Below are 22,974 nucleotides of genomic sequence, written 5' to 3'. Positions count from 1 at the left end.
TCTTTCCTCCTAAGAGTTTTCTGTAAGAAAACTTTCTTCGTAAGCATAATCTGAGTTTTCTGTAAGAAAACTTTCTTCGTAAGCATAATCTGAGTTTTCTGTAAGAAAACTTTCTTCGTAAGCATAATCTGAGTTTTCTGTAAGAAAACTTTCTCCACAAGTATAATTTGAGTCTTTTGTATGATACATTCCCCTTGGAATAATAGGTCTTATGACCCTCAATGATCTCCCTAGTTAAATTAGATCACAGGTGGGATATGGTTGGAAACAACAGCTTGATTGATAGACTTGTTCTCATCCTGAATAAGATCCGGATGAATGATGGCTCTATATGCCTTCTCAGCAGAAAGAGTTCCGCCATCAAGTCCGATCAACACTCTTGATGTGTTGCTTACTAACCCATTCATGCTAACTTCAACGAAGTCTGGTTTTAATGCTAACATGAACGCTGCACCTCGATTCACACCACGATATGGAACTAACCTCAAACGGTCTTGCCACATAAAGTTCGATTCATGCCCGAGCTCCATAATCAGTTTGTCCGCTTCCCCATCAGCAAGCTTACCTTTCCATGATTCAGGTAGATAATCCTCCCACAAAGAGGCCTCCATCACCATAACAGGTACTCGTGTTAAAGGGTCGCATAACTGATTCCCCGTATCCAGAAGTCCTGTGCAACTCACTTGCTGACCTGCGATGACTACCCTCACTTCCGCTAAATAAACTTGTCTACTATCGAACTTTCGCTTTGATGATTGGACAACTTTAAACCAGTAAATGACGATAAAAAACATAATAATAGTAAACCAAAAGCCAATCTTCAATTCGAAAGCAAGCCCGCCTGATGTCGTGAACCATATACCGTTCCAAATATCACCTGTGTTCTGTAGCAGATAATGAATTCCTATAATTCCACCAGCTGCAGCAAAATTAATCATATAAAAAGATCCCATATTCCTCAAATATTGTTGTAAACTCCCATAACCGAAGGCAATCCACAACATTATTAAGGAAAGTCCGAATTTTATGAGAAAGGTATACATGAACGTAAGTTCTGGCACGAACATCATGATGACATATAAAGCACCTAATAAGGCTGATAGAATGATACGCCACCAAGGCACTTTCAACTTCCGCATCCAACCCGTCAACCACAAAACAGTTGCATCAATAAGTAAATTAACGATAAAAATAAGATCGATATAGACAACCAATGACCCTCACCTGCCTGAACGTTTAATCTAAGAGGTTGTTCAAAAAGTTATCTTTTGAACACGTATTCTAAGAGGAAGGTAGTCTGCTGTTTCTAAAGCTACTCTTTTTTAGGAGATAAGATTAGTATAGAAAAACCTCCTTCCAAAGTCTGTCTAATCCTGGTAGTCATTTAGGCTTTATTTTTGTCGAAAAACAACAAAAAAAGCCCGATTTCTTAAATACGCAGAAACGGATGCCGTCCTTTTTCAAGGACGATATCCGTCTCTGCCGAAATATAAGAAAATCGGACTTTCCATATTCTATTATAACCTGTGTAAATTAATCGTTATTCGGACGTGAACGATTCCGTAAAAACGTAGGAATATCCAATTGATCACTAGTTGCCTGATTACCAAATGGACGTAAATTATTATTGGTACTCTTCTCAACAGTTTCATCCTCTGGTGTTCCTACCTTGCGAATTTGAGAATGTGGAAGAACTTGTTTATGCTCAAATCCAGTGGCAATTACAGTAACCTTAATATCGTCTTTCAAATCTTCATCAATAATGGCACCAAATATCATATTCACATCTGGATCTGATGCAGAAGTAACGATCTCTGCTGCCTCGTTCACTTCATAAAGAGATAGATTTGAACCCCCAGTGATGTTCATAATGACACCACGAGCTCCCTCAATAGAAGTTTCCAGCAATGGGCTCATAATAGCTTTACGTGCTGCCTCAGCTGCACGATTCTCGCCACTTGCTATACCTATACCCATTAATGCTGATCCACGTTCCGTCATGATCGTCTTCACATCTGCAAAGTCAAGGTTGATCAGACCAGGTACAGCAATAAGATCCGATATCCCCTGTACTGCTTGACGTAGAACATTATCTGCTTCTCTAAACGCTTCTAACATCGGTGTCTTTTTATCTACAATTTCCAATAGACGATCATTAGGAATTACAATTAAAGTATCTACTTTTTCTTTTAGCGCTTCAATTCCTAGTTCTGCTTGTGAGAATCGTTTCCTACCTTCAAAAGTAAACGGTCGAGTAACTACCCCTACTGTCAGTGCTCCACATTCTCTAGCAATCTCAGCAATAACAGGAGCAGCACCCGTTCCAGTTCCGCCACCCATTCCGGCAGTGACAAACACCATGTCAGCGCCCTTCAGAGTATTCGAGATCAGATCTCTGGATTCTTCAGCTGCTTTCTTACCAACTTCAGGATTGGCACCCGCGCCAAGACCCCTTGTCAGCTTATCACCAATCTGTAGCTTATGTTCTGATTTGGCCATATGTAGCGCCTGAGCATCTGTATTAACCGTAATAAATTCTACGCCTTGCACACCGTTCTCAATCATTCGGTTAACAGCATTACTACCACCACCACCGACACCAATCACTTTAATCTGAGCTAGGCTCTCCATTTCAAAATCAAATTCCAACATACTGTTCCATCTCCCCCTCATTGTGCATGGATGGCTCGTCCACAGTTATATGAACACCTTATATAAATTCACTAAACATGTTTTTCAAACGCTCCATCATCCCCGGTTTTTGGGGCTTACCTTGATTAGCTGCAGGATTCACTTTATTGTTACGATTAGGTTGCTTCTTATTGTTCACCGTAGTAGTATTACGGACACGATAGTTACGTAGAACATTATGAATGATCCCTACACCGCTAGTAAAACCTGGGTCTCTAACTCCGATATAATCTGGAACGGCAATTCGCACAGAAGCGGAAAGCTCAGCCTGTGCTACCTGTAGAACACCAGGCATCGAAACTGTCCCACCCGTTAGTATATATCCCCCAGGTAATTCCTTGTAACCCAAACGCTTCACTTCTTGATGAAGGAGATAGAATATTTCTTGAATCCGTGGCTCTACAATCGTAGCCAAATCCAGTTGACTAAATTCCTTTTCAACGTTGCTTCCAATTCGAGTTACTTTGAAAATAACATCTGGAGCAGCCGCATCAACTAATGCACACCCGTATTTCAACTTGACCTTTTCAGCTTGATCGGTTAATGTACGTAATCCATAGGCAATATCGTTGGTAACATACTCCCCACCAATTGGTAGTGTAGAAGTGGCTACCATCGTTCCACCTTCAAAAATAGAAATGCTTGTAGTTCCAGCACCAATATCAACAAGTACAGATCCCATCGTTTTCTCGTCTTTGGACAGAGCCATCTGACCTGCACCCAATGACATTAAAACTAAGTCCTTCACTTTTAGACCGGACTTTTCTACACAACGCAAAAGATTATGTATGGCTGTCTTAGCACCCGTAATAATAATGGCCTCTACTTCCAAACGCACGCCAATCATACCTCGTGGATCTTGAATTCCTTCAAGACCATCCACAACGTATTGCTTTGCTACGACATCAATAATTTCCCGATCAGGAGGTAAAGCAACAACTTCAGCGGCTTTGAGCACACGCTCAATGTCTTCTTCACCAATTTCTCGGTCCTCGTTCGATACTGCCACGACTCCGTGGCTTGATTGGAGTCCAATATGATTACCTGATATGCCGACATATACTTCAGATATTTGAATGCCAACCATACGTTCCGCATGTTCTACTGCATTACGGATAGATTGTACAGTTTGGTCAATATCTACAATTGCACCTTTGCGAATTCCCTCTGAGTCGGCAGATCCAACTCCAATAATATTAAAGGTTCCATTATTTACTTCCCCAATAATAGCACGAACTTTGGATGTACCGATGTCCAAACTAACAATGATGTCATTGTTGCTCAACCGTGGCACCTCCTGTTCATTAATAAATTATAAGACCCTTTGTAAGGATACTCTCTACATATTCAACATATCTTCATCTTTTCCTCTTTTTTCTACATTTTTTTTAGATTGTATATTATACTAAGTATCTAATCAATCATGTAGGATTCAAAGATAAAGGAAAAACCTGTCCATAATTTTAATTGTAGCATTTTTTACTTGGTATTAGTAGTCCCATCCCCATATTCAGAGTCACTATCTAATAGTAAAAAAGGTACATAAGAATCGGCTTCTAGCATTGTAATAAGCCCTGGCTCCTCCGTCTCTGTCACTTGATTAAGATATTCCACTTTATCCTTGAGTAGAGATACCGCTGTAATCACTTCAAACTTAGAACGAGTGTACAGTTTAATACGATCCGGAAAAGAAACTGTAGGAGACGGTATGATCTCAGATATGTCCGATATCAATTGATTCGGAATCTCTCCAAGAGCTTGACTAAGCTGTACTTTATAAGGATCTAATGGATCCCATTTCGTTAAAATAGGCTTCTCCACAGCGATACCACTGCTATCTACAGGAACCATGGCACCACTTGATAAAATAGCCATTAGACTTCCTCCATCTCCCAACTCATAGGCTACCGTTGGATATTCCTGGACTTCTATGCTAATTTTACCTGGAAACTTTTTAACCACCATTACACTCTGAACTGAATCCACTTCCATTAATCGTTGCTTCAAAGTTGAACTAGATACCCCAAAGAATTGATCTCCAACATTAAATTCACCTGCTTGTATCAATTGGTCGTTGGTAGCAAATAGATTTCCATGAAATTTAATTTCCGTAATTCTGCTAATTGGCGATCTGAAGAAAAGAACAGCTAGTGCGACTACACACAATAACAATAGAATAAGAACAATTTTACGGCTTGTCTTCATTTTTCTTGGTTTATTAGGTTTAAGTGCGGGAATAGACATTTTCGACATATCAACACTCCATAAAATGCCTCTTATCCCCTCAATTCTAGAGGGGATAAGTAGGACCTTAGTTCGCCAAATCTAACTGTTTGGGCACCGGAGTATGCCGCTGAATATCAGCTCCAAGCTTCTGGAATAATATTTCAATATGATCATATCCCCGGTCAATGTGGTGCACCTGCTCTACAATTGTCTTCCCTTGTGCTGCCAAACCGGCAATGACTAAGGCTGCGCCTGCCCTCAAATCCGTTGCTTCAACCGTAGCCCCATATAATCTCTGGACTCCACGTATAAATGCACAATTGAGATCTATAGAAATATCTGCACCCATCACAGTCAACTCGTCGACATGTTTAAATCTACCTTCAAAAACCGTCTCCTTCATAATACTAAATCCATCTGACAAAGCCAACAATACCATTACCTGGGATTGCAGATCTGTTGGAAATGACGGGTACGGTGATGTCACAATCCGCTCCACTGCTCTGGGCCGGCCCATACAACTTACGGTCATTATATCATTGCATATACCAATTTGAATACCAGCACGCTTTAAGACATGAATTAATGACGTGAGATGCGCAGGATTACAATGAGTTAACGTAACATTTCCACGTGTTACTGCTGCTGCAATCATTACAGTACCTGCTACAATCCGATCTGGAATAATTTCATACGTGCATGGATTGAGCTTCTTAACACCCTGAATCGTGATGGTGTCAGTTCCAGCTCCGATAATACCCGCTCCCATTTGATTCAAGAAATTCTGTAGATCCTGTATTTCGGGTTCTCTAGCTGCATTCGTAATCGTAGTTGTCCCCTCAGCCAAAACTGCTGCCATCATAATATTCTCCGTTGCACCTACGCTAGGGAAATCCAAATGAATATCAGCTCCGACCAATTTACTCGCCCTACAAAGAATCTGTTGGTCTTTTTCTTCAATAGTTGCGCCCAACGCCCTTAATCCTTGTAGATGGAGGTCAATCTTTCGTTCTCCGATCGCGCAACCCCCAGGCTGGTAAATAGTTACTTCCCCAAATCGACCAAGTAAAGGCCCCATAAGAAAAATAGATGAACGCATTTGTTTCATTAAATCTTCTGGTACATGAAACGAATTGGCGGACGACGTATCCACAATGATCACTTCTTGCTCATGCCTTGCTTGGCACCCGAGCCTGCTCAGGATGTTCATCATGACTTCAATATCCAATAGCCGAGGGACATTATGCAAGTGAACTTCACCATCAGTTAGCATACATGCCGCTAGAATTGGTAGCGCTGCATTTTTCGCACCATGGATACGAACGCTTCCTGATAAGGTTTTGCCTCCCTCAATCACCAATTTGTCCAATGCTTCACCTCCGAGTTTACCGCTCACCCACTATAAACACCTCTGGCATCAGTGAGATCCCATACTCAGTAGAAATTCTCTCCTGAATTTCGTGCATAAGGGTGAGCACGTCCTCTGCTGTCGCTTGACCAGTATTCACAATAAAATTGGCATGCTGCAATGAAACTTCTGCTCCACCGACATGATAGCCCTTTAATCCCGCAGCGTCTATTAGCCTTGCTGCATGATCTCCAGGCGGATTACGGAACACGCTTCCTGCACAGCACGATTGTAGCGGCTGAGTGCGACGACGACGTTCTTTAAAGGTTGCTAATGCTGCCGCTATTTCTCTGCGTTCTCCATAACGAAGCCCGAATGTAGCATCTACTACAATTCCCTTATTCTCATGTAGAATAGAGTGACGATAAGCGAATTGCATTTCCTCAGCAGTACATGTCACCAATTCTCCTGTTTCCAGTACAATCTCAGCGGACTTGAATATGCGTGACACATCTGACCCATGGGCTCCAGCGTTCATGTATACGGCTCCACCGACAGAACCGGGAATCCCCCCTGCGAACTCCATACCCGTTAACCCCTGTTTACCTGCCAGTACGCTCAACTTCACTAATGAGCAACTACCACCTGCGGTCACAGTTTCCCCCTGAAAGTTAGCATATTCCAATCCTGAACCCAGTTTGATAACGACTCCGCGGATGCCTTTATCCGACACCAACATATTGGAGCCACGTCCAACCTGTATCCATGGAATATGATGACAATGAAGTAAAGTAAGGAGTTCTCGCAACTGTTCTCTAGTTTCAGAAACGATGAGGGCATCGGCAGGTCCACCGATTTTCCATGTCGTGTGTCTTGTCATAGGTTCATTCAGACTTATTTCCCCGACATTAGCGTTCGTTAATAGTGAAATCCATTGCGGCAATGCAGACTCCTCCTTCACTTCAAATCGTACAAAGTCATCTTTCAACAAATTAGGTGAACTTAAAGTTCTGGTACGATATTGCCGTGTCCCTGGGCGATTGTCACGATTATACGGTATCTTATGTAAGCTTACATGGGTGTGTGACAATCACTTAACAAACGTCGCATTTCCTCAACCATCCGTTGGGCTGAATCCGGTTTACCAAGCTTCTTTGAAGCGTTAGACATCTTTTTATGAAGATCTAAATCCCCCATAATATTTTCAATCGATCGAAACAACTGATCTGCTGTCAAATCTTTTTCCAATATGACTTGAGTGGCTCCTTCCTTCTCTAACATTCTTGCATTAGCTTCCTGATGATTGTTCGTAACATTGGGAGAAGGAATAAGGATGGATGGTATACCTAGTGAATTAATTTCCGCCAAAAAGGAAGCCCCTGCTCGATTCACTATGAGTGACGTTGCCGCCAGTACCTCTGGCATGTTATGTACATAAGGAAGCACATGCAGGTGATTAGGCATACTTCCGAGTTCACTTCGAATTAGTTCACGCGTCTGATCGAAATAATCCTCTCCTGTCACATAAACAAAATGAAGATGCTTTAATGATTCTAAACGTGGAGCCATTTGAATCATCGCCTCATTGATCACACGTGCTCCTCGGCTTCCTCCGACGATAAGAACGACAGAACTATCCATCGGTATACCTAACGTAGCGAACCCACGATTTCTATTAGCAGAACGTACCGTTGTCGCTCTTGGGTTTCCAGTGTAAATAGCATTGTTGGCTTTTGGAAAAAAAGACTGAGTGTTCTCAAAGCTAACCGCAACTGTATTTACATAGCGGCTAAGGAATGAGTTCGTTAATCCCGGAATAGCATTCTGCTCATGAATAATACATGGAATACGCAATTTTGCCGCGGCATAAACAACTGGCCCGCACACATATCCACCCGTACCAACCACAACATCTGGCTTGAACTTCGTTAGTAGCTCTTTCGATGTCTGAACACCTTTAATAAAACGAAAGATCGTTTTTACATTATCAATAGAAAGCTTCCTTCGAAAACCGGTAATATCGATTGATTCAAATGGAATATTCTCCTCAGGGATCAGTTTACTCTCCAACCCCCGGTTCCCACCAATATACAAAAATTCAGACCCAGGCTCCTCTTCCTCACACTGTCTTGCAATCGCAATAGCAGGATATATATGGCCACCTGTTCCACCACCAGATAGAACGACTCTCATCATGTTCACCTCGCATATCGTGATAAATTAAGTAGAATTCCTAGAGCCGTAAGCATCAGGGTAAGTGAGGAACCGCCATAACTAATCAATGGCAACGTAATACCTGTCACAGGCATTAGACCGATAACAACACCAATATTAACGATGACTTGGATAGCAAGCATGCCCACAATCCCAACAGCAAGCAAGCTGCCGAAGCGGTCTGGAATGGTCATCGCAATTCGCATGCCACGCCAGATCAGGATCAGAAACAGTAGTAATACAATCATGCCCCCAATAAACCCAAGCTCCTCAGCCAATATAGAAAATATAAAATCGGTTTGTGGTTCCGGCACATAGCTGTACTTTTGTCGACTCATTCCAAGTCCTAATCCACCAAGCCCACCTGGACCGATCGCATAAAGGGATTGAATGATCTGATATCCTGAGCCTAAAGGATCTGACCATGGATCAAGAAATGCTGTAATTCGCTTCAAACGATAAGGTGCAGCTAGAATTAAGCCAGTAAATCCAGCGATACCAACAAGAGCCAACATCCCAAGATGCTTCATACGTGCACCTGCCGTGAACACGATCATCATAGCAGCCCCGAACATGACACTACCTGTACCTAAATCCGGTTGCATCATAATTAACCCAAATGCCGTAACGATTAATCCTAGTGGAGGCATAAGGCCTTTGCTAAAAGAAGTAATATTGAAATGTTCCTGACTCAACCATTTCGCAAGAAACAAAATCATTCCAAGCTTCATAAACTCTGAAGGTTGAATGCCAAATGAACTAATACCTAGCCAGCTACGCGCCCCTCCTCGTACATTACCAATCCCAGGGATAAGTACAATCACTAGCAGAACAAAGCAGATCACTAGACCTGCTTTGGCATATTTAGTCCATATTCGATAATCGAGATTTGCTGTAACGAACATAGTAGCAATGCCTAATACCGCAAATAGAACCTGGCGTTTCACGAAATAAAAGGAATCCCCATAGTTACGGAAACCAAGGACAGAGCCTGCGCTGTAAACCATTATTATCCCAATGGTGAGGAGACCCAGAATACATAATAGGATCCACAGATCTAGTGATGGACGTGTTCGATTCATGAGAAGCCACCTCTTGCTTAAAAAAGTAGGGGCTTATCCACACCCCCCTACTTAAAGATTATGCACCGCCTCTTTAAACATGCGTCCACGTTCTTCATAGGAGGTAAACATATCCCAGCTAGCACAAGCCGGAGATAGAAGTACAATATCGCCCTTCTGTGCTAACTCAGCTGCTTGCCTCACAGCTGTGTTCAATGTTGTTACTGCATCCTCTACAGTATCGACGAGATAAATATCCTTTAATCCGGCAAGCTCAGCTACTTTAGCCATTTTATATTTCGTTTCACCAAGTAAAATGACAGCTCTTACGCGTCCTTGAAAAACCGCAAGTAATTCCATATAGTCAGACCCGCGATCCAATCCTCCAGCAATCAATATAATAGGTTCCTTAAACGATGTAAGAGCCATCGTAGTTGCTTGTGAATTGGTTGCTTTCGAGTTGTTGTAGTATGAGGCACCCGCTACTTCTCCCACGAATTCCAGACGATGCTCCACTCCTCGAAAATATGAGAGTGGTGCGGAAAGTTGGTCTACTGAAACACCTGCGACAATCGCAATAGCACACGCTGCAAGAGCATTTTCTATATTAAAACGACCCTTGATACCAATATCCTCTACAGGGATGATCTCGTGAAGTCTTCCTTCATGATCACGATATACAACGCAACGCATCAGTGAATCCTCCGTATTCACATGAAATGGAGGACTAACAAATATACCTTCTAGTAGCTCTTCTTTTATAGAAAAGGGCATCATCTTACCTTTCAAATGAGGCACTAGTGCTCGACAGGTTGGGTCATCCCAATTGAGGATCGCGGTATCTCCCTTTCCTTGATTTGCAAACAACTTAGCCTTCGATGTAATATAATCATCCATGTCGCCATGATAATCCAAGTGTGTCTCCGTAACATTAAGAAGACAAGCAATACGTGGTCGAAATTGCTGTGTTCCTTTCAACTGAAAACTACTTAACTCAATAACCATCCAATCATTATCAGTAGCCTCTTGTACAGCTTCACATAGAGGTGTCCCAATATTTCCAGCTATGATGGGAGATAATCCAGCAGAGCTAAAAATTTCGCCTACCCAAGTTGTTGTCGTTGTCTTTCCATTGGAACCCGTGATGCCAATCATAGGTGCTGCACATAAATGATAAGCAATCTCTACTTCCGTTACAATTTCAATCCCTAACTCCTTCGCTTTAAGCAAAGGGGGAGCAGAATAGGGAATACCAGGATTCTTCACCACCAGAGCAACGCCAGGATGAATGAGATCATCCGGATGACCTCCACAAATAACAGAAATTCCCAAAGCCTCTAATTCAGAAGCCTCGGGACACTGTTCTTTCTCTTTTCTATCGTTCACCTTTACTATTGCCCCAATTTTATGGAGGACTTTAGCAACCTGTACACCACTTTTTGCTAAGCCTAGAACAACGACTAGTTTGCCTCTATATGTGTCTGGATGATTCATGATTACAACCCCTTGTTAATATAAAGTCCGAGAACTGCAAGTATGGCCCCCACAACCCAAAATGTGATAACAACACGCCATTCCGACCATCCTGAGAGCTCAAAGTGATGATGAATAGGACTCATCTTGAATATACGTTTACCTCTCGTCTTAAATGATGCGACTTGTAGCACCACAGATAGCATTTCTACGACAAATACTCCTCCAATAATAAGAAACAGCAACTCACTCTTGGTCACGATCGCAATCGCACCGATTGCTCCACCTATGCCTAAAGATCCCGTGTCGCCCATGAATACTTTGGCTGGATGCGCGTTAAATACTAAGAAGCCAAGTACAGCACCAATCATTGCAGCCGCACAGAACGCCGCTGGCATGGAAGTTCCCTGAATGGCTACTAAAGCAAAGGCACCTAATGCAATAGCACTAACTCCTGAGAGCAAGCCATCTAATCCATCCGTAAAGTTAACAGCATTGCTGATCGCTAATAACATGATGATGATGAATGGATAATAGAACCATCCACCCCAGTCCCAGCCCCATGATGTACCAGGAATGCTAATCGACGTATCGTGACCATTTTGAAATAGTAAAAAACAAATAATTCCTGAGAAAAGCAATTGTCCTAACAATTTTTGGCGAGCTGTCAATCCCATTGACCGTTTAAAGACGATTTTGACATAATCATCAAGAAAGCCTATTAAACCAAATCCAAGTGTCGCAACTAATAATACGTAAAAATCAGTATTAACAATAGAAAATTTCAAGTATGACAATGTAAACGCCAATAATATTACGATTCCACCCATCGTCGGTGTGCCTGCTTTGGCCAAATGGCTCTCAGGTCCATCTTGCCGGACCTGCTGTCCAAATTTCATACGACGTAGCAAAGGAATGAGTATGGGGGCGGCTATCACCGCGAGTATAAAGGATACGCCGATCGTTAGTAGTAATAATTTAATGTCCATGGTTTCACCCCTTCGGTTCGTCAGATCTTCTAGTATTTCTCAATAAGAGCATTCACTACTTCTTCCAACTTCATCCCACGTGAACCCTTCACAAGGACAATGTCTTTCGGTTGAACCTGCTCATTGAGATGTTTAATCAATTCTGCCTTGTCTGTAAATGTAAATACGTTAGTTCTCGAAAGATTCTCACTAGCTGCTTCAGCTATATGTGAAGATAATGGTCCGAATGTATACAATAAATTCACTGTGTCAGTAGTAATATAGCGTCCTATTTCAGCATGATACTCGTTCTCCTGCGCGCCAAGCTCCAGCATGTCCCCGAGCACTGCGATTTTACGTCGAAATCCTTTCATACCATATAGCACATCAATCGCAGCTTTCATCGATGTTGGACTCGCATTATATGCATCATTTAACACCGTTAAGCCATCTGCTGTAACGATTTGTTCAATACGCATACCAGTTAACTGCACGTGCGAGAGTCCTTCTTTCATGTTGTCTTCATTCACATTGAAATAACGTGCAACTGCAAGTGCTGCTAAAGCATTAAGTACGTTATGACGTCCAAGCAATGGAAGATCTAGACTAAGCTCCTTATGAGCATACGATGTAAAAATAATACCTTTACCGTGAAACATCATTCCAGTCGGATAATCATCATTATTTGAATCGATACCAAACGTATATGTTTGTAAATCAACTGGTTTTAGTGTAGCTGAATCAGCTAATATTTGTGGAATCAGAGGCTCATCACCGTTATAAATAAGTAATCCGCCAGGTTTCATTCCACTCACAATTTCTAACTTCGCCAAGGCGATTTCCTCGCGTGATCCCAACTGCAGGAGGTGAGACTCTCCAATATTCGTAATGACAGCAATGTCAGGTTGTGCAATGGTTGAGAGAATGCTGATTTCATCACGTCCGCTCATCCCCATCTCTAGCACTATAATATCTATATCTTCACTCATTCCAAGAATGGTAAGTGGAAGACCAATATGATTATTAAAGTTGCCTTCTGTTTTATGAACCTTGTAAGTCGTCTCAAGAAGTGCTGCTACCATATCTTTCGTTGTCGTCTTACCATTACTTCCTGTAATACCAACTACTTTGCTTCCTATTTCTTTCAAATAGGATTTGGCAAGTAACTGCAATGCTACCAGCGTATCCTCTACCTCAATAACGGCACCGACAGGATGTATACCTCGGTTCCGTTGCCACAACGTTGCACCTGCCCCTTCCGCCAGCCCTCTAGCTGCAAATTCATGCCCATCATACCGTTCACCTACGAGCGGAATGAATAAGCTTCCCTCAGCAATATGACGAGAGTCTGTCGTAACGCCATGAATTAGCTTTTCTGGATCCTGAGTATGCGCGATCGTTCCACCGCACATCACAGCGATCTCACCCAATGTTTTATTAATCACTATTGTAAACTCCTTATCGCTTCCTTGGCAACGACACGATCATCGAACTCAAGCGTCGTCTGTCCAATTTTTTGATAGGTCTCATGACCTTTCCCCGCAATCAATACTACATCTTCAGGGCTTGCCATATCAATAGCCTTTTGAATAGCTGTACGCCGATCTTCAATCAATTGATAGCGATCTTCGGAAATATGATCTTCGACTAGGCCCTGTTCAATTTCCTTTAATATAGCTTCTGGCTCTTCTGTCCGGGGATTATCAGAAGTTACAAAGACCACATCACTATACTTTGCAGCAATTTTCCCCATCAATGGACGCTTCGCTCGATCTCGATCCCCACCACAACCAAAAACAGTTAGAATGCGTCCTTGTGCGAACTCTTTCACAGTCTTCAAGACATTCTCAAGTCCATCTGGTGTATGAGCATAATCTACAATAACTGCAAATGGTTGGCCTGCATCCACCGCTTCGACACGTCCATCTACACCTGCTAACGATTCAAGACTGCGTCTTATTTCCTCAAGTTCAATTCCTTCAAGTAATGCAGCCGTTATTGCAGCAAGTGCGTTATAAACATTAAATTTACCGACCATTTTTAACTTAATATCTGTGCTTCCTTTGAAGGTAGCAACATGGAATTCAGTGCCCTGCGAGGTAATCGAGATTTGAGTAGCTCGCACATCCGCACTTTCATCTAAACCATATGTCACCACTTCAGAGGACGTAATATTTTTGAAATAATCAGAAGCAGCGTCATCTGCATTCAGCACAGCGAACTTCCGTTTATCTGGACTACTCTGGAAGGAGTTCCCCATTCTAGAAAAGAGTAATCCTTTTGCTTCACGATACTTCTCCATCGTACTATGATAATCCAGATGATCTTGAGTAAGATTAGTAAACACAACTGTGCGGAAATCAGTCCCCTTAACCCGGCCTTGTTCCAAAGCATGAGAGGATACTTCCATCACACAACAGCGAGTGCCACTTACACCCATATCATGCAAAGAACGCTGTAATTCCAAAGCTTCTGGCGTTGTTCCAGACATTGGGAAGGAACGCCCTCCATAACGCATTTGAATGGTACCAATCAGCCCCGTTTTCACACCATGATCATTCATAATTTTCTCGATTAGATAAGCTGTCGTTGTTTTACCATTCGTTCCTGTAATTCCAATGACCTTCATTTGTTTGCTCGGTGATCCAAAGAATGAATCTGACAGTACAGCCATCGCATAACGGCAGTCTTTCACGATAATCTGTGGCAGGTCAATATCCAATTGACGTTCTACAACGAGCGCTACCGCCCCTTTGGTCATAGCTTCCTCAGCATAATCATGTCCATCGACCGTATGACCAGGCAAGCAGATAAATAAATCCCCGGCGATAACTCTCTGAGAATCCGTTTGTATTCCAGATATTGTAATATCGCCATTTCCAATAATGCGTTTGATCATTAAGGTTGAAGCTAATTCATTAAGTCTCATCTCTAAATCCCTCGCTTATTTCAATTGTCGCCAACAAGGACGAATATTACGAACTCCCCATATATATACGAATGGTCGATCCCCGCTCTACTCTGCTGCCCGGTTTGGGCGCCTGACTGACAACGGTTGTACCACTTCCAGATTTAGAGAGGTTGAAATTCATATTGAGCTCCTCATATAAATCCTGAACTGTTGCACCGACAAGATCAGGTACAGTGACAATTGGGGTCTCTCCATATTTATATTCCTTTGTCATTTGATCTTGGCGTTCGGGTACTTTCATGTAGTGAAGTGAATCCTCTAGAATATTCTGCACAATAGGAGCAGCAACAACACCACCGAATTGAATCCCCTTCGGGTTATCAACAGCTGCATACACGACAATTTGTGGATCGTCCGCTGGTGCAAATCCGATAAATGATACGATATGCTCCGAAGCAGAATAACGACCATTGACGACAATTTGCGCCGTCCCCGTCTTTCCACCAACTCGATATCCATCGATAAAAGCTGGCCGACCTGTTCCTTTAGCTACGACACTTTCCAATGCCTCTCTGACTTTAAGAGAAGTCTCTTCTGAAATAACACGTCTTACCAGTTCCGGTTTATTCTCTTCTACAACCGTATTCGTTTCCGTATTAATCCATGCCTTTGAAATATATGGTTTGTACAGATTCCCTCCATTTATCGCAGCTGAAACAGCCGCCACTTGCTGGATCGGTGTAACGGATACTCCTTGACCGAAAGATGTTGTTGCTAACTCCACAGGACCTACTCGAGACAATTTGAATAATATACCATTCTCTTCCCCATTCAGATCAATACCTGTCTTGGCACCAAAGCCGAAATCTTTTATATATTTAAAAAGAGATTCTTTACCTAGCCTTTGACCTAATGCCACAAACCCTGGATTACAGGAGTTCTCTACAACCTCAAGAAAGGTCTCACTACCATGACCGCCTCTTTTCCAGCATTTCAGAGTAGCTCCTCCTACTTTAACATAACCTGGATCAAAAAAAGTGTCACGCTCCAAATCAACTTTTTTCTCTTCTAATGCGGCTGCGAGCGTTATGATTTTAAAAGTAGAGCCCGGCTCATAAGTCATCCAAATGGGGAGGTTCCGATTATACACTTCAGACGGATACTCCTGATATTGTGCTGGTTCAAACCCAGGTCTGCTAGCCATCCCAAGAATCTCCCCCGTTTTGGGATTCATCGCTATAGCCCAGGTGCCGCGAGCTTGAAACTGAACCATGGCTTGATCTAATTCACGTTCTATAATGGACTGGATGGGTTTATCGATGGTGAGCTCCAGACTCAAGCCATCCTTCGGTTCAGCATATTTCTCCGAGGAACCTGGCATTAATCTTCCCGCTGCATCAGACAAATAGGATACGTTACCATCCAAGCCTTTCAACAGATCATCATACTTTTGCTCAACCCCTGTTATCCCCTGATTATCAATTCCAGTAAACCCGAGAATATGAGCAGCTAGATCACCATAAGGATAATACCTTTTATTATCCTCTGCAACAATGATACCCGGAAGCTTCAAATCACGAATTTTCTGAGCAAGCTCCATCGTGATCTTACGTCCACCGGGTTGTAATTTTTCATTTGATTTTTTCTTCGTTATGATCTTCATAATATTCTCTTGGCTCATACCAAGTAGAGGTGATAATGTCGCCGCTGTCGTTTCGGGATCCTTAATCTGAACGGGAATCACCCATACTGTCGGTGAACTGACATTGTAGGCCAATGCAATTCCATTACGATCTAGAATCTCTCCTCTTTTAGCGGTGAACGGAAGATCTCTACGCCACAGTGCCTCTGCTTTAGCCGATAATTCCTTACCTTGTCCAAACTGTAAATATGCAAGCCTACCTATTAGAGCTGTGAACAGAACGCAAAAGAACAGCAAGCTCCATAGTAGCCTCCGTCTCAGCGTCATATTTGAAACTTTCATCGCATACCCTCCCTAGTGATCCTTACTTCATTTCATGATCCTTATTCCTATCATGATTATTCAGGATTACTAGGGCTTAGAACAAGCTATCTTCCCTACTCTTCTTCTTTTACGTCTTCATTTACATCTTCTTTGACACTTTCATCCATGTCTCCATAAAATGGATTCAAAGTTAATTGTACGATCACATTCCCTTGATCTTGTATTTCTTGTTGCTCAACGACATAGCCTTCACCTTCAACGCTAACTTTCAATTTCATTAACGTCAGCACCTGAAGTGCGTCTCTCAAAGACTCCCCTTTTAAATCAGGAACTTCCATCGTCTTGCTATCTTCAGTTAGAAGGTAGATCCGTTGCCCACCGCTCATTATAGAACCTTTCGCAGGATATTGTCGAATCACATTATTACCTTTTCCTAATGTTTCGTATGCGATACCTGTATTAAGCAATTCACTCTTTGCAGATTCAATCGATTTCCCTGTTAATTCTGGAGTCGTATACTTAATCACTTGCGAGCTACTATCCTTATCTGTACTCTTATTAGAGCCTTCGCTATTAGCTATTCGTGTTTTAGGTACATTCATATACTGAAGAGATTGGCTTACTATCTTTGCAAATACAGGTGCTGCGACTGCACCCCCACCCGCATTAGGATCATTGGGCTCATCCATGATGACAATGACAGCAATTTGGGGATCATTTACAGGAGCATATCCCACAAAGGATACGACTGCTTTTTTGTCATCATAAACACTCTTACCAGCTGCATCTTTAACGAGTTTAACAGCCGTTCCTGTCTTACCTGCTACTCGATATCCTTCGATATAAGCATGGCGACCTGTACCAATCTCTTGGTCTGCAACTACTTGTTCTAGATAACTACCCGTTTCTTTCGCCGTCTCCGGTGATATGACCTGTCGGATCACTTCTGGTTTGGTCACTTCAGTTATCCCTGTATTCGGATCATGAATTTCTTTAATGATATGCGGTTGCATCAATTTCCCACCATTAGCTATCGCAGCGATAGCTGTCACCTGCTGTATCGGAGTAACTAAGACCCCATAACCATAGGATGCCGTTGCAACTTCGACATTCCCGGGTAGATCAATAGGCCAAGAAGCCTCACCAGCCATCTCTATTTCGGTCTTTTGCCCAAAACCGAAGTTATTAATATATTGAAGCAATCGCTCTTTCCCCAACATTTCAAATCCCATCTTTACAAATGCCACGTTACTCGAACGCTTGACTCCTTCTAAGTAGGATATCGTACCCCAACCTGCACGTTTGATATCCTTTAGTGTCGTCTTGGTACCTTGTACTCTGATCTGACCTGATACATACTCGTCTGTCGGTTTAATTAACTTCTCTTCTATCGCACCCGCCAAGGTCACAATTTTAAATGTGGAACCTGGTTCATATAGTGACCTCACTGCATGGTTATAGTATTTCTCCGGTTCTGGTGTTTCCCAGAATGAATTAGGATTGAAAGTAGGCATATTGGCTAAACCTAGCACTTCCATCGTGTTGGGATCTACAGCGATCACAGTCATACTAATCGGTTTGTATTTCTCAACGGCCTCTTTCATGGCATCTTCAATATAATACTGTATCGTATCGTCAATGGTCAGTTGGATATTATTCCCATTTATCGCCGGCACATAGACCTCATCTGCATTGGGCAGTTTATCTAATTGTCCATCACTTTTGTAATTTATCGACCCATTCGTTCCCCTGAGCATATCATCGTAAGTGGCCTCTAATCCTAAGATTGCATCACCATCACGATCTAGATAACCTAATATATGTGCTGCTAAATTGTTTTTAGGATAGTATCGCTTTTGTTCTTTGAGCAATCCAATACCTGCATCTGGTTTCTTTTTATTATTCTTCAATTGAGTCTTTATCTCGGCTATTAACGCAGCTACCTCATCACGCTTAGCCTGATCGACCTTCCAACCTTCCGTACGAACCTCTCTGCTAGTCCGAAGCACACCCTTATCATCAGTTGCTGTTACTAGCTTACGTAGCTCATCCTCATCTTTTCCGAGAATTTGATGTAACCCGGCTACCACTTCTTCCTCGATCCCATTCTCATGAATCACTTTCGGATTCACAGTCACCGTATAGGCAGGTGCATCAATCGCGAGTGCATTACCTTTTCGATCTGTTATCGTACCCCGTGTAGCAGCAATGACATCTTGTTTGGACCAATTCTTAACGGCTAGTTCATGCCATTGATCTCCTTTTACAACTTGAATGATAAATACTCTAGTTATTAAAATAGCAAAAAGGAGGGTTATGCATCCTCCTACAAGCAGTGTGCGTAGCTTTATTCTTTTTATCATGCTTAGTCCTCACATCCACTATTTTTGTGCTGCATCTACTTTAAGATTTCCAGTAGTAACATTTGAACTAGACACACGAGGGACATAAATGACACTAGCCTCCTCGGGAAGTACATACCCTTCTTTAATTGCGGTTTCAACAATCTTTTCTTTCAGAGTTTGCCTCTGAACTTCCAACTGAGAAATCTTAAGTGTATTACTTGAGATCACAGCACTCACTTTTTGGCTCTGTTTATTTAATTCATAAATATGTGCGTACCGCCAAATAACAAGACTTGCCAAAGCTACACACACTAGAACCGTAAATAAATATAGAAGCTTTTCTCTAATCGGAATCGAGGTTCGGCGAGTAATAACTTTTGTCTGCTCACGATATCCAGGAGATACTCGTTCTATTGGTTTTGGTTTTACTGCTAAATTGCCACGCGTATACGCCATTCATTCTCTCCCCCTGAGCTCTCCTGATTATCTTTTAAATGTAGTTCAAAAAGTCAGCTTTTGATCTGCGACTTTTTGAACTTTCACTTTTTCCAAATACAGTTTAATTATAGTTTCTCTGCGACCCGAAGTTTTGCAGATCTTGAGCGAGAGTTCTCTTCAAGTTCCAATTCACTTGGAACGATAGGTTTTCGATTTATTAGTTTAATTTGACCTTGATTTCCGCATACACACATTGGAAAATCAGGTGGGCATGTACATTTCGCAACATAACTGCTAAGTATCTGTTTACAAATACGATCTTCCAACGAATGGAATGTAATAACCGATACTCTTCCTCCTGGTGCCAGGCAACGAACCGCTTGATGCAATCCTTCTTCAAAAGCCCCAAGTTCATCATTTACCGCAATTCTCAGACCTTGAAAACTACGCTTGGCAGGATGTCCCCCTGTTCTTCTCGTAGCTGCTGGAATGCCTTCTTTAATAATCTCGGCTAGTTCTCCAGTAGTTTGTATCGGTTGTTTCTCACGCCGCTCTACGATCAACTTAGCGATCCGTCTAGAGAACTTTTCTTCACCATATTGAAATAACACCCTAGCGATCTCTTGTTCAGACCATGAATTGATAATAATATCCGCTGTGAGCTCTGCCGATTGATCCATCCGCATATCTAACGGAGCATCAAGGTTGTAACTGAACCCACGCTCTCCCTCGTCAAACTGCGGTGAAGAAACACCTAAATCGAACAATATACCATCTACTTGTGGGATACCATCCTTCTCTGGAACAGACTGTTCCTTCAGGGTCTCTTCCAAATTACGAAAGTTCGTTTTTACTAAAGAAACTCTATCGCTATATGGGGCTAATTTCTCCTTAGCATGCTCTAATGCCCAGTCATCTTGATCCAGACCAATTAATCTTCCATATTCTCCAAGCTTTGATGCGATTAAGGAACTATGTCCCGCGCCTCCTAAAGTACAGTCGACATAAATACCATCTCTCTTGATGCGCAATCCTTCTGCTGCTTCTTCTTTGAGCACTGTGATGTGATGAAACAAAATGTAATCCCTCCAAAATATTAAAAATCAAAGTTAAAATCGACTAATTTTTCAGCAATATCGTTAAATGATTCTTCAGATTGATCGTAATATTCATTCCAAATTGGTTTGCTCCATATTTCCATCCGGTTAGATACACCGAGAACAACGCATTCTTTATCAAATTTAGCGTAGTCTCTGAGATTGCCCGGTAGATTTACCCTGCCCTGTTTATCCCATTCACATTCTGTAGCGCCTGAGAAAAAAAATCTAGTGAAAGCCCGTGCCTCAGATTTCATTAACGGAAGTGATTTAAGCTTCTGTTCTAGCAGTGTCCATTCTTCTCTTGGATAGACAAAGAGACATTGATCTAATCCACGAGTCACAACGAATGAGGTCCCTAAAAGTTCACGGAATTTGACAGGGATAATAATCCGCCCCTTATCATCAATGCTATGTTGAAATTCTCCCATAAACATTGTTCCAATCACTCCTTAGTCCGATTTCCCCACTTTGCACCACTTTACACCACTTAACAATACTTTATTCGCCACTAAAAATCAAAGTCCTTCTTTATGAGTTAAATACTGTAAGTGAGTCTAAAGTCTCTAATCCAGCATTTTCCGATAGACTATATTCGGAATTAAAAATGACATATTAAGCATCACACCGCCCTTTCCAAGCAATTTCATCACCTTTTACAATCTCTTAAAGTTCATTAAATATAGGTCTAATGACCCTTATAAAAAATTATACTTTTAGTGTCTAATATGTTATGAGAGTAAGCCATAGAATTAAACTCATTAAAGAAGAACATAAATAAAGGCGACATTCCACTCAAATTTGAATGGAATGTCGCCCTGATTTATTGAATTTTATTTCACGAAATTGGCTCTACACTAAAATCTGGGTTTAACTATTTCGATAAGATCCGTTGTGAAGTAACATAAGAACCACCTTGCTACCGTTCTTAACGCCTACACCAATGTTTCATTATCGTGTTAAACCTAGTTCGTATTCCAACTTTCTAAATAAGTCGCTTGTTCGGGGCTTAACGTATCTAGTGAAATACCCAAGCTTTCTAATTTATATCTTGCCACTTGTTCATCAATAGAATAAGGAACACTAATAACTGCTTTACCCAATTCCTCGTAATGTTCATTCACATATTTAAGAGATAGAGCCTGCAATGCGAATGTCATATCCATAATTTCTGCTGGGTGACCATCACCTGCTCCTAAGTTGACTAAGCGTCCTTCAGCAATCAAATACATCTTGCGTCCGTCCTTAAATTGATATTCCTCAATATTCCGGCGGACAGTACGAACAGAACTAGAGCGAGCAAGAAGTTCTGGCTTATTCACCTCAACATCGAAATGCCCAGCGTTAGCAAGAATTGCTCCATCTTTCATCACATCATAATGCTCACCTGTAATGACATCACGATTACCTGTTACGGTAATAAAGAAATCGCCTAATTTGGCTGCATCAACCATAGTCATAACATGAAATCCATCCATATGAGCCTCAACAGCCCGAATTGGATTCACTTCTGTAACAATGACATTAGCACCCAGTCCTTTAGCACGCATCGCCACCCCTTTACCACACCAGCCATATCCCACAACAACGACTGTTTTACCAGCTACAACTAAGTTCGTTGTCCGATTAATCGCATCCCACACCGATTGGCCCGTACCGTAACGATTATCGAAAAGGTATTTACAATATGCATCGTTGACAGCAACCATAGGCAGCTTAAGCATTTGATCCTTCTCCATAGCTTTAAGCCGTAGAATACCCGTAGTTGTCTCCTCCGCACCACCCCGAATGTTCGCAAGGAGATCGGGTCGTTCCGTATGGAGTATTGTGACCAGGTCACCACCATCATCAATAATAAGATCAGGTTTGGTCTCAAGCAACGTAATCAACATCTTTTTATATTCTGCTGGCTCCGGATTATGCTTAGCCAGCACAGTAACACCATCTTCCACCAATGCAGCACATACATCATCCTGCGTGGAGAGAGGATTACTTCCTGCGATCGTAACTTCCGCCCCGCCTGCCTTCACAACTTTGGCCAAATAAGCTGTCTTTGCTTCCAAATGGAGTGATATGGCTACCTTCAACCCTTTAAAAGGCTGCTCCGCTTCAAATTGCTTACGTATCCGATTAAGGACTGGCATGTGAGCCTCGACCCAATCAATCTTCAAATGGCCTTCAGGCGCTAATGTCATATCTTTAACGATGCTGTTCTTAAGTGATGCAGAATTCATAG

The 22,974-nt window shown here is 42.0% G+C and carries 19 protein-coding genes; all 19 read right to left on the bottom strand.

What is annotated here, in order from left to right; translation table 11 throughout:
• Positions 1-9: 9 nt before the first annotated feature.
• The 19 genes from AC1TO9_RS01410 to AC1TO9_RS01320 all read right to left on the bottom strand — a co-directional run bounded on the left by AC1TO9_RS01410 (position 10) and on the right by AC1TO9_RS01320 (position 22,972).
• Complete coding sequence (locus AC1TO9_RS01410) at positions 10-189, bottom strand: hypothetical protein (protein WP_482058189.1); 180 nt, start codon at positions 187-189, stop codon at positions 10-12.
• Positions 190-239: 50 nt separating this feature from the next.
• Positions 240-1,214 (bottom strand): sigma-E processing peptidase SpoIIGA, encoded by a 975-nt coding sequence (gene spoIIGA, locus AC1TO9_RS01405; protein WP_482054722.1) that lies wholly within the window; start codon positions 1,212-1,214, stop codon positions 240-242.
• A 319-nt stretch (positions 1,215-1,533) separates the two neighbouring features.
• Positions 1,534-2,652 carry a cell division protein FtsZ gene (ftsZ, locus tag AC1TO9_RS01400; protein ID WP_482058188.1) on the bottom strand — a complete coding sequence of 373 codons (1,119 nt, stop codon included), beginning with the start codon at positions 2,650-2,652 and terminating at the stop codon, positions 1,534-1,536.
• A gap of 58 nt (positions 2,653-2,710) precedes the next feature.
• The gene (gene ftsA, locus AC1TO9_RS01395) at positions 2,711-3,976 is read right to left on the bottom strand and encodes a cell division protein FtsA (protein WP_482054720.1); all 1,266 of its coding nucleotides are present in this window, start codon (positions 3,974-3,976) and stop codon (positions 2,711-2,713) included.
• Between the two features lie 194 nt (positions 3,977-4,170).
• The gene (locus AC1TO9_RS01390) at positions 4,171-4,944 is read right to left on the bottom strand and encodes a cell division protein FtsQ/DivIB (RefSeq protein ID WP_482054719.1); all 774 of its coding nucleotides are present in this window, start codon (positions 4,942-4,944) and stop codon (positions 4,171-4,173) included.
• Positions 4,945-5,002: 58 nt separating this feature from the next.
• On the bottom strand, positions 5,003-6,313 hold the full coding sequence (gene murA, locus AC1TO9_RS01385; RefSeq protein WP_482054718.1) for a UDP-N-acetylglucosamine 1-carboxyvinyltransferase: 1,311 nt from the start codon (positions 6,311-6,313) through the stop codon (positions 5,003-5,005).
• Entirely contained in the window at positions 6,303-7,208 is a 906-nt protein-coding gene (gene murB / locus AC1TO9_RS01380; RefSeq protein ID WP_482058391.1) for a UDP-N-acetylmuramate dehydrogenase, read from the bottom strand. Before murB ends, murA begins: the two co-directional genes overlap by 11 nt.
• 128 nt (positions 7,209-7,336) lie before the next feature.
• On the bottom strand, positions 7,337-8,458 hold the full coding sequence (murG, locus tag AC1TO9_RS01375; protein WP_482058390.1) for an undecaprenyldiphospho-muramoylpentapeptide beta-N-acetylglucosaminyltransferase: 1,122 nt from the start codon (positions 8,456-8,458) through the stop codon (positions 7,337-7,339).
• Positions 8,459-8,463: 5 nt separating this feature from the next.
• A complete protein-coding gene (spoVE, locus tag AC1TO9_RS01370) occupies positions 8,464-9,561 on the bottom strand; it encodes a stage V sporulation protein E (protein ID WP_482058187.1) in 1,098 nt (365 codons plus the stop codon).
• 51 nt (positions 9,562-9,612) lie between these two features.
• On the bottom strand, positions 9,613-11,034 hold the full coding sequence (gene murD / locus AC1TO9_RS01365; protein ID WP_482058186.1) for a UDP-N-acetylmuramoyl-L-alanine--D-glutamate ligase: 1,422 nt from the start codon (positions 11,032-11,034) through the stop codon (positions 9,613-9,615).
• Between the two features lie 2 nt (positions 11,035-11,036).
• Positions 11,037-12,002, bottom strand: a complete 966-nt coding sequence (gene mraY, locus AC1TO9_RS01360) for a phospho-N-acetylmuramoyl-pentapeptide-transferase (protein WP_482054714.1) — start codon at positions 12,000-12,002, stop codon at positions 11,037-11,039.
• A 29-nt stretch (positions 12,003-12,031) separates the two neighbouring features.
• Entirely contained in the window at positions 12,032-13,426 is a 1,395-nt protein-coding gene (locus tag AC1TO9_RS01355) for a UDP-N-acetylmuramoyl-tripeptide--D-alanyl-D-alanine ligase (protein ID WP_482054713.1), read from the bottom strand.
• On the bottom strand, positions 13,426-14,910 hold the full coding sequence (locus AC1TO9_RS01350) for a UDP-N-acetylmuramoyl-L-alanyl-D-glutamate--2,6-diaminopimelate ligase (protein WP_482058185.1): 1,485 nt from the start codon (positions 14,908-14,910) through the stop codon (positions 13,426-13,428). The genes AC1TO9_RS01355 and AC1TO9_RS01350 overlap by 1 nt, the downstream gene beginning before the upstream one ends.
• 46 nt (positions 14,911-14,956) lie before the next feature.
• A complete protein-coding gene (locus tag AC1TO9_RS01345; RefSeq protein WP_482054711.1) occupies positions 14,957-16,876 on the bottom strand; it encodes a stage V sporulation protein D in 1,920 nt (639 codons plus the stop codon).
• Positions 16,877-16,971: 95 nt separating this feature from the next.
• Positions 16,972-19,221, bottom strand: coding sequence for a penicillin-binding protein (locus AC1TO9_RS01340; RefSeq protein WP_482058184.1), 2,250 nt, complete (start codon positions 19,219-19,221; stop codon positions 16,972-16,974).
• Between the two features lie 18 nt (positions 19,222-19,239).
• A complete protein-coding gene (locus AC1TO9_RS01335; protein WP_482058183.1) occupies positions 19,240-19,659 on the bottom strand; it encodes a hypothetical protein in 420 nt (139 codons plus the stop codon).
• A 107-nt stretch (positions 19,660-19,766) separates the two neighbouring features.
• Positions 19,767-20,717, bottom strand: a complete 951-nt coding sequence (gene rsmH, locus AC1TO9_RS01330; protein WP_482054708.1) for a 16S rRNA (cytosine(1402)-N(4))-methyltransferase RsmH — start codon at positions 20,715-20,717, stop codon at positions 19,767-19,769.
• A 20-nt stretch (positions 20,718-20,737) separates the two neighbouring features.
• Positions 20,738-21,175 (bottom strand): division/cell wall cluster transcriptional repressor MraZ, encoded by a 438-nt coding sequence (gene mraZ, locus AC1TO9_RS01325; protein ID WP_482058389.1) that lies wholly within the window; start codon positions 21,173-21,175, stop codon positions 20,738-20,740.
• 528 nt (positions 21,176-21,703) lie between these two features.
• Positions 21,704-22,972 (bottom strand): adenosylhomocysteinase, encoded by a 1,269-nt coding sequence (locus tag AC1TO9_RS01320; RefSeq protein ID WP_482054706.1) that lies wholly within the window; start codon positions 22,970-22,972, stop codon positions 21,704-21,706.
• Positions 22,973-22,974 lie beyond the last annotated feature (2 nt).

It is taken from the genome of Paenibacillus sp. Y916 (genome assembly GCF_056786435.1).
This window is presented reverse-complemented; position numbering and strand designations above follow the sequence as displayed.

Excerpts from the sequence above, each read along its gene's own strand:
- AC1TO9_RS01410 (WP_482058189.1), bottom strand. The coding sequence starts at position 189 with ATGTATCATACAAAAGACTCAAATTATACTTGTGGAGAAAGTTTTCTT.
- ftsZ (WP_482058188.1), bottom strand. The coding sequence starts at position 2,652 with ATGTTGGAATTTGATTTTGAAATGGAGAGCCTAGCTCAGATTAAAGTG.
- AC1TO9_RS01390 (WP_482054719.1), bottom strand. The coding sequence starts at position 4,944 with ATGTCGAAAATGTCTATTCCCGCACTTAAACCTAATAAACCAAGAAAA.
- murG (WP_482058390.1), bottom strand. The coding sequence starts at position 8,458 with ATGAGAGTCGTTCTATCTGGTGGTGGAACAGGTGGCCATATATATCCT.
- spoVE (WP_482058187.1), bottom strand. The coding sequence starts at position 9,561 with ATGAATCGAACACGTCCATCACTAGATCTGTGGATCCTATTATGTATT.
- murD (WP_482058186.1), bottom strand. The coding sequence starts at position 11,034 with ATGAATCATCCAGACACATATAGAGGCAAACTAGTCGTTGTTCTAGGC.
- mraY (WP_482054714.1), bottom strand. The coding sequence starts at position 12,002 with ATGGACATTAAATTATTACTACTAACGATCGGCGTATCCTTTATACTC.
- AC1TO9_RS01350 (WP_482058185.1), bottom strand. The coding sequence starts at position 14,910 with ATGAGACTTAATGAATTAGCTTCAACCTTAATGATCAAACGCATTATT.
- AC1TO9_RS01345 (WP_482054711.1), bottom strand. The coding sequence starts at position 16,876 with ATGAAAGTTTCAAATATGACGCTGAGACGGAGGCTACTATGGAGCTTG.
- AC1TO9_RS01340 (WP_482058184.1), bottom strand. The coding sequence starts at position 19,221 with ATGATAAAAAGAATAAAGCTACGCACACTGCTTGTAGGAGGATGCATA.
- AC1TO9_RS01335 (WP_482058183.1), bottom strand. The coding sequence starts at position 19,659 with ATGGCGTATACGCGTGGCAATTTAGCAGTAAAACCAAAACCAATAGAA.
- mraZ (WP_482058389.1), bottom strand. The coding sequence starts at position 21,175 with ATGTTTATGGGAGAATTTCAACATAGCATTGATGATAAGGGGCGGATT.
- AC1TO9_RS01320 (WP_482054706.1), bottom strand. The coding sequence starts at position 22,972 with ATGAATTCTGCATCACTTAAGAACAGCATCGTTAAAGATATGACATTA.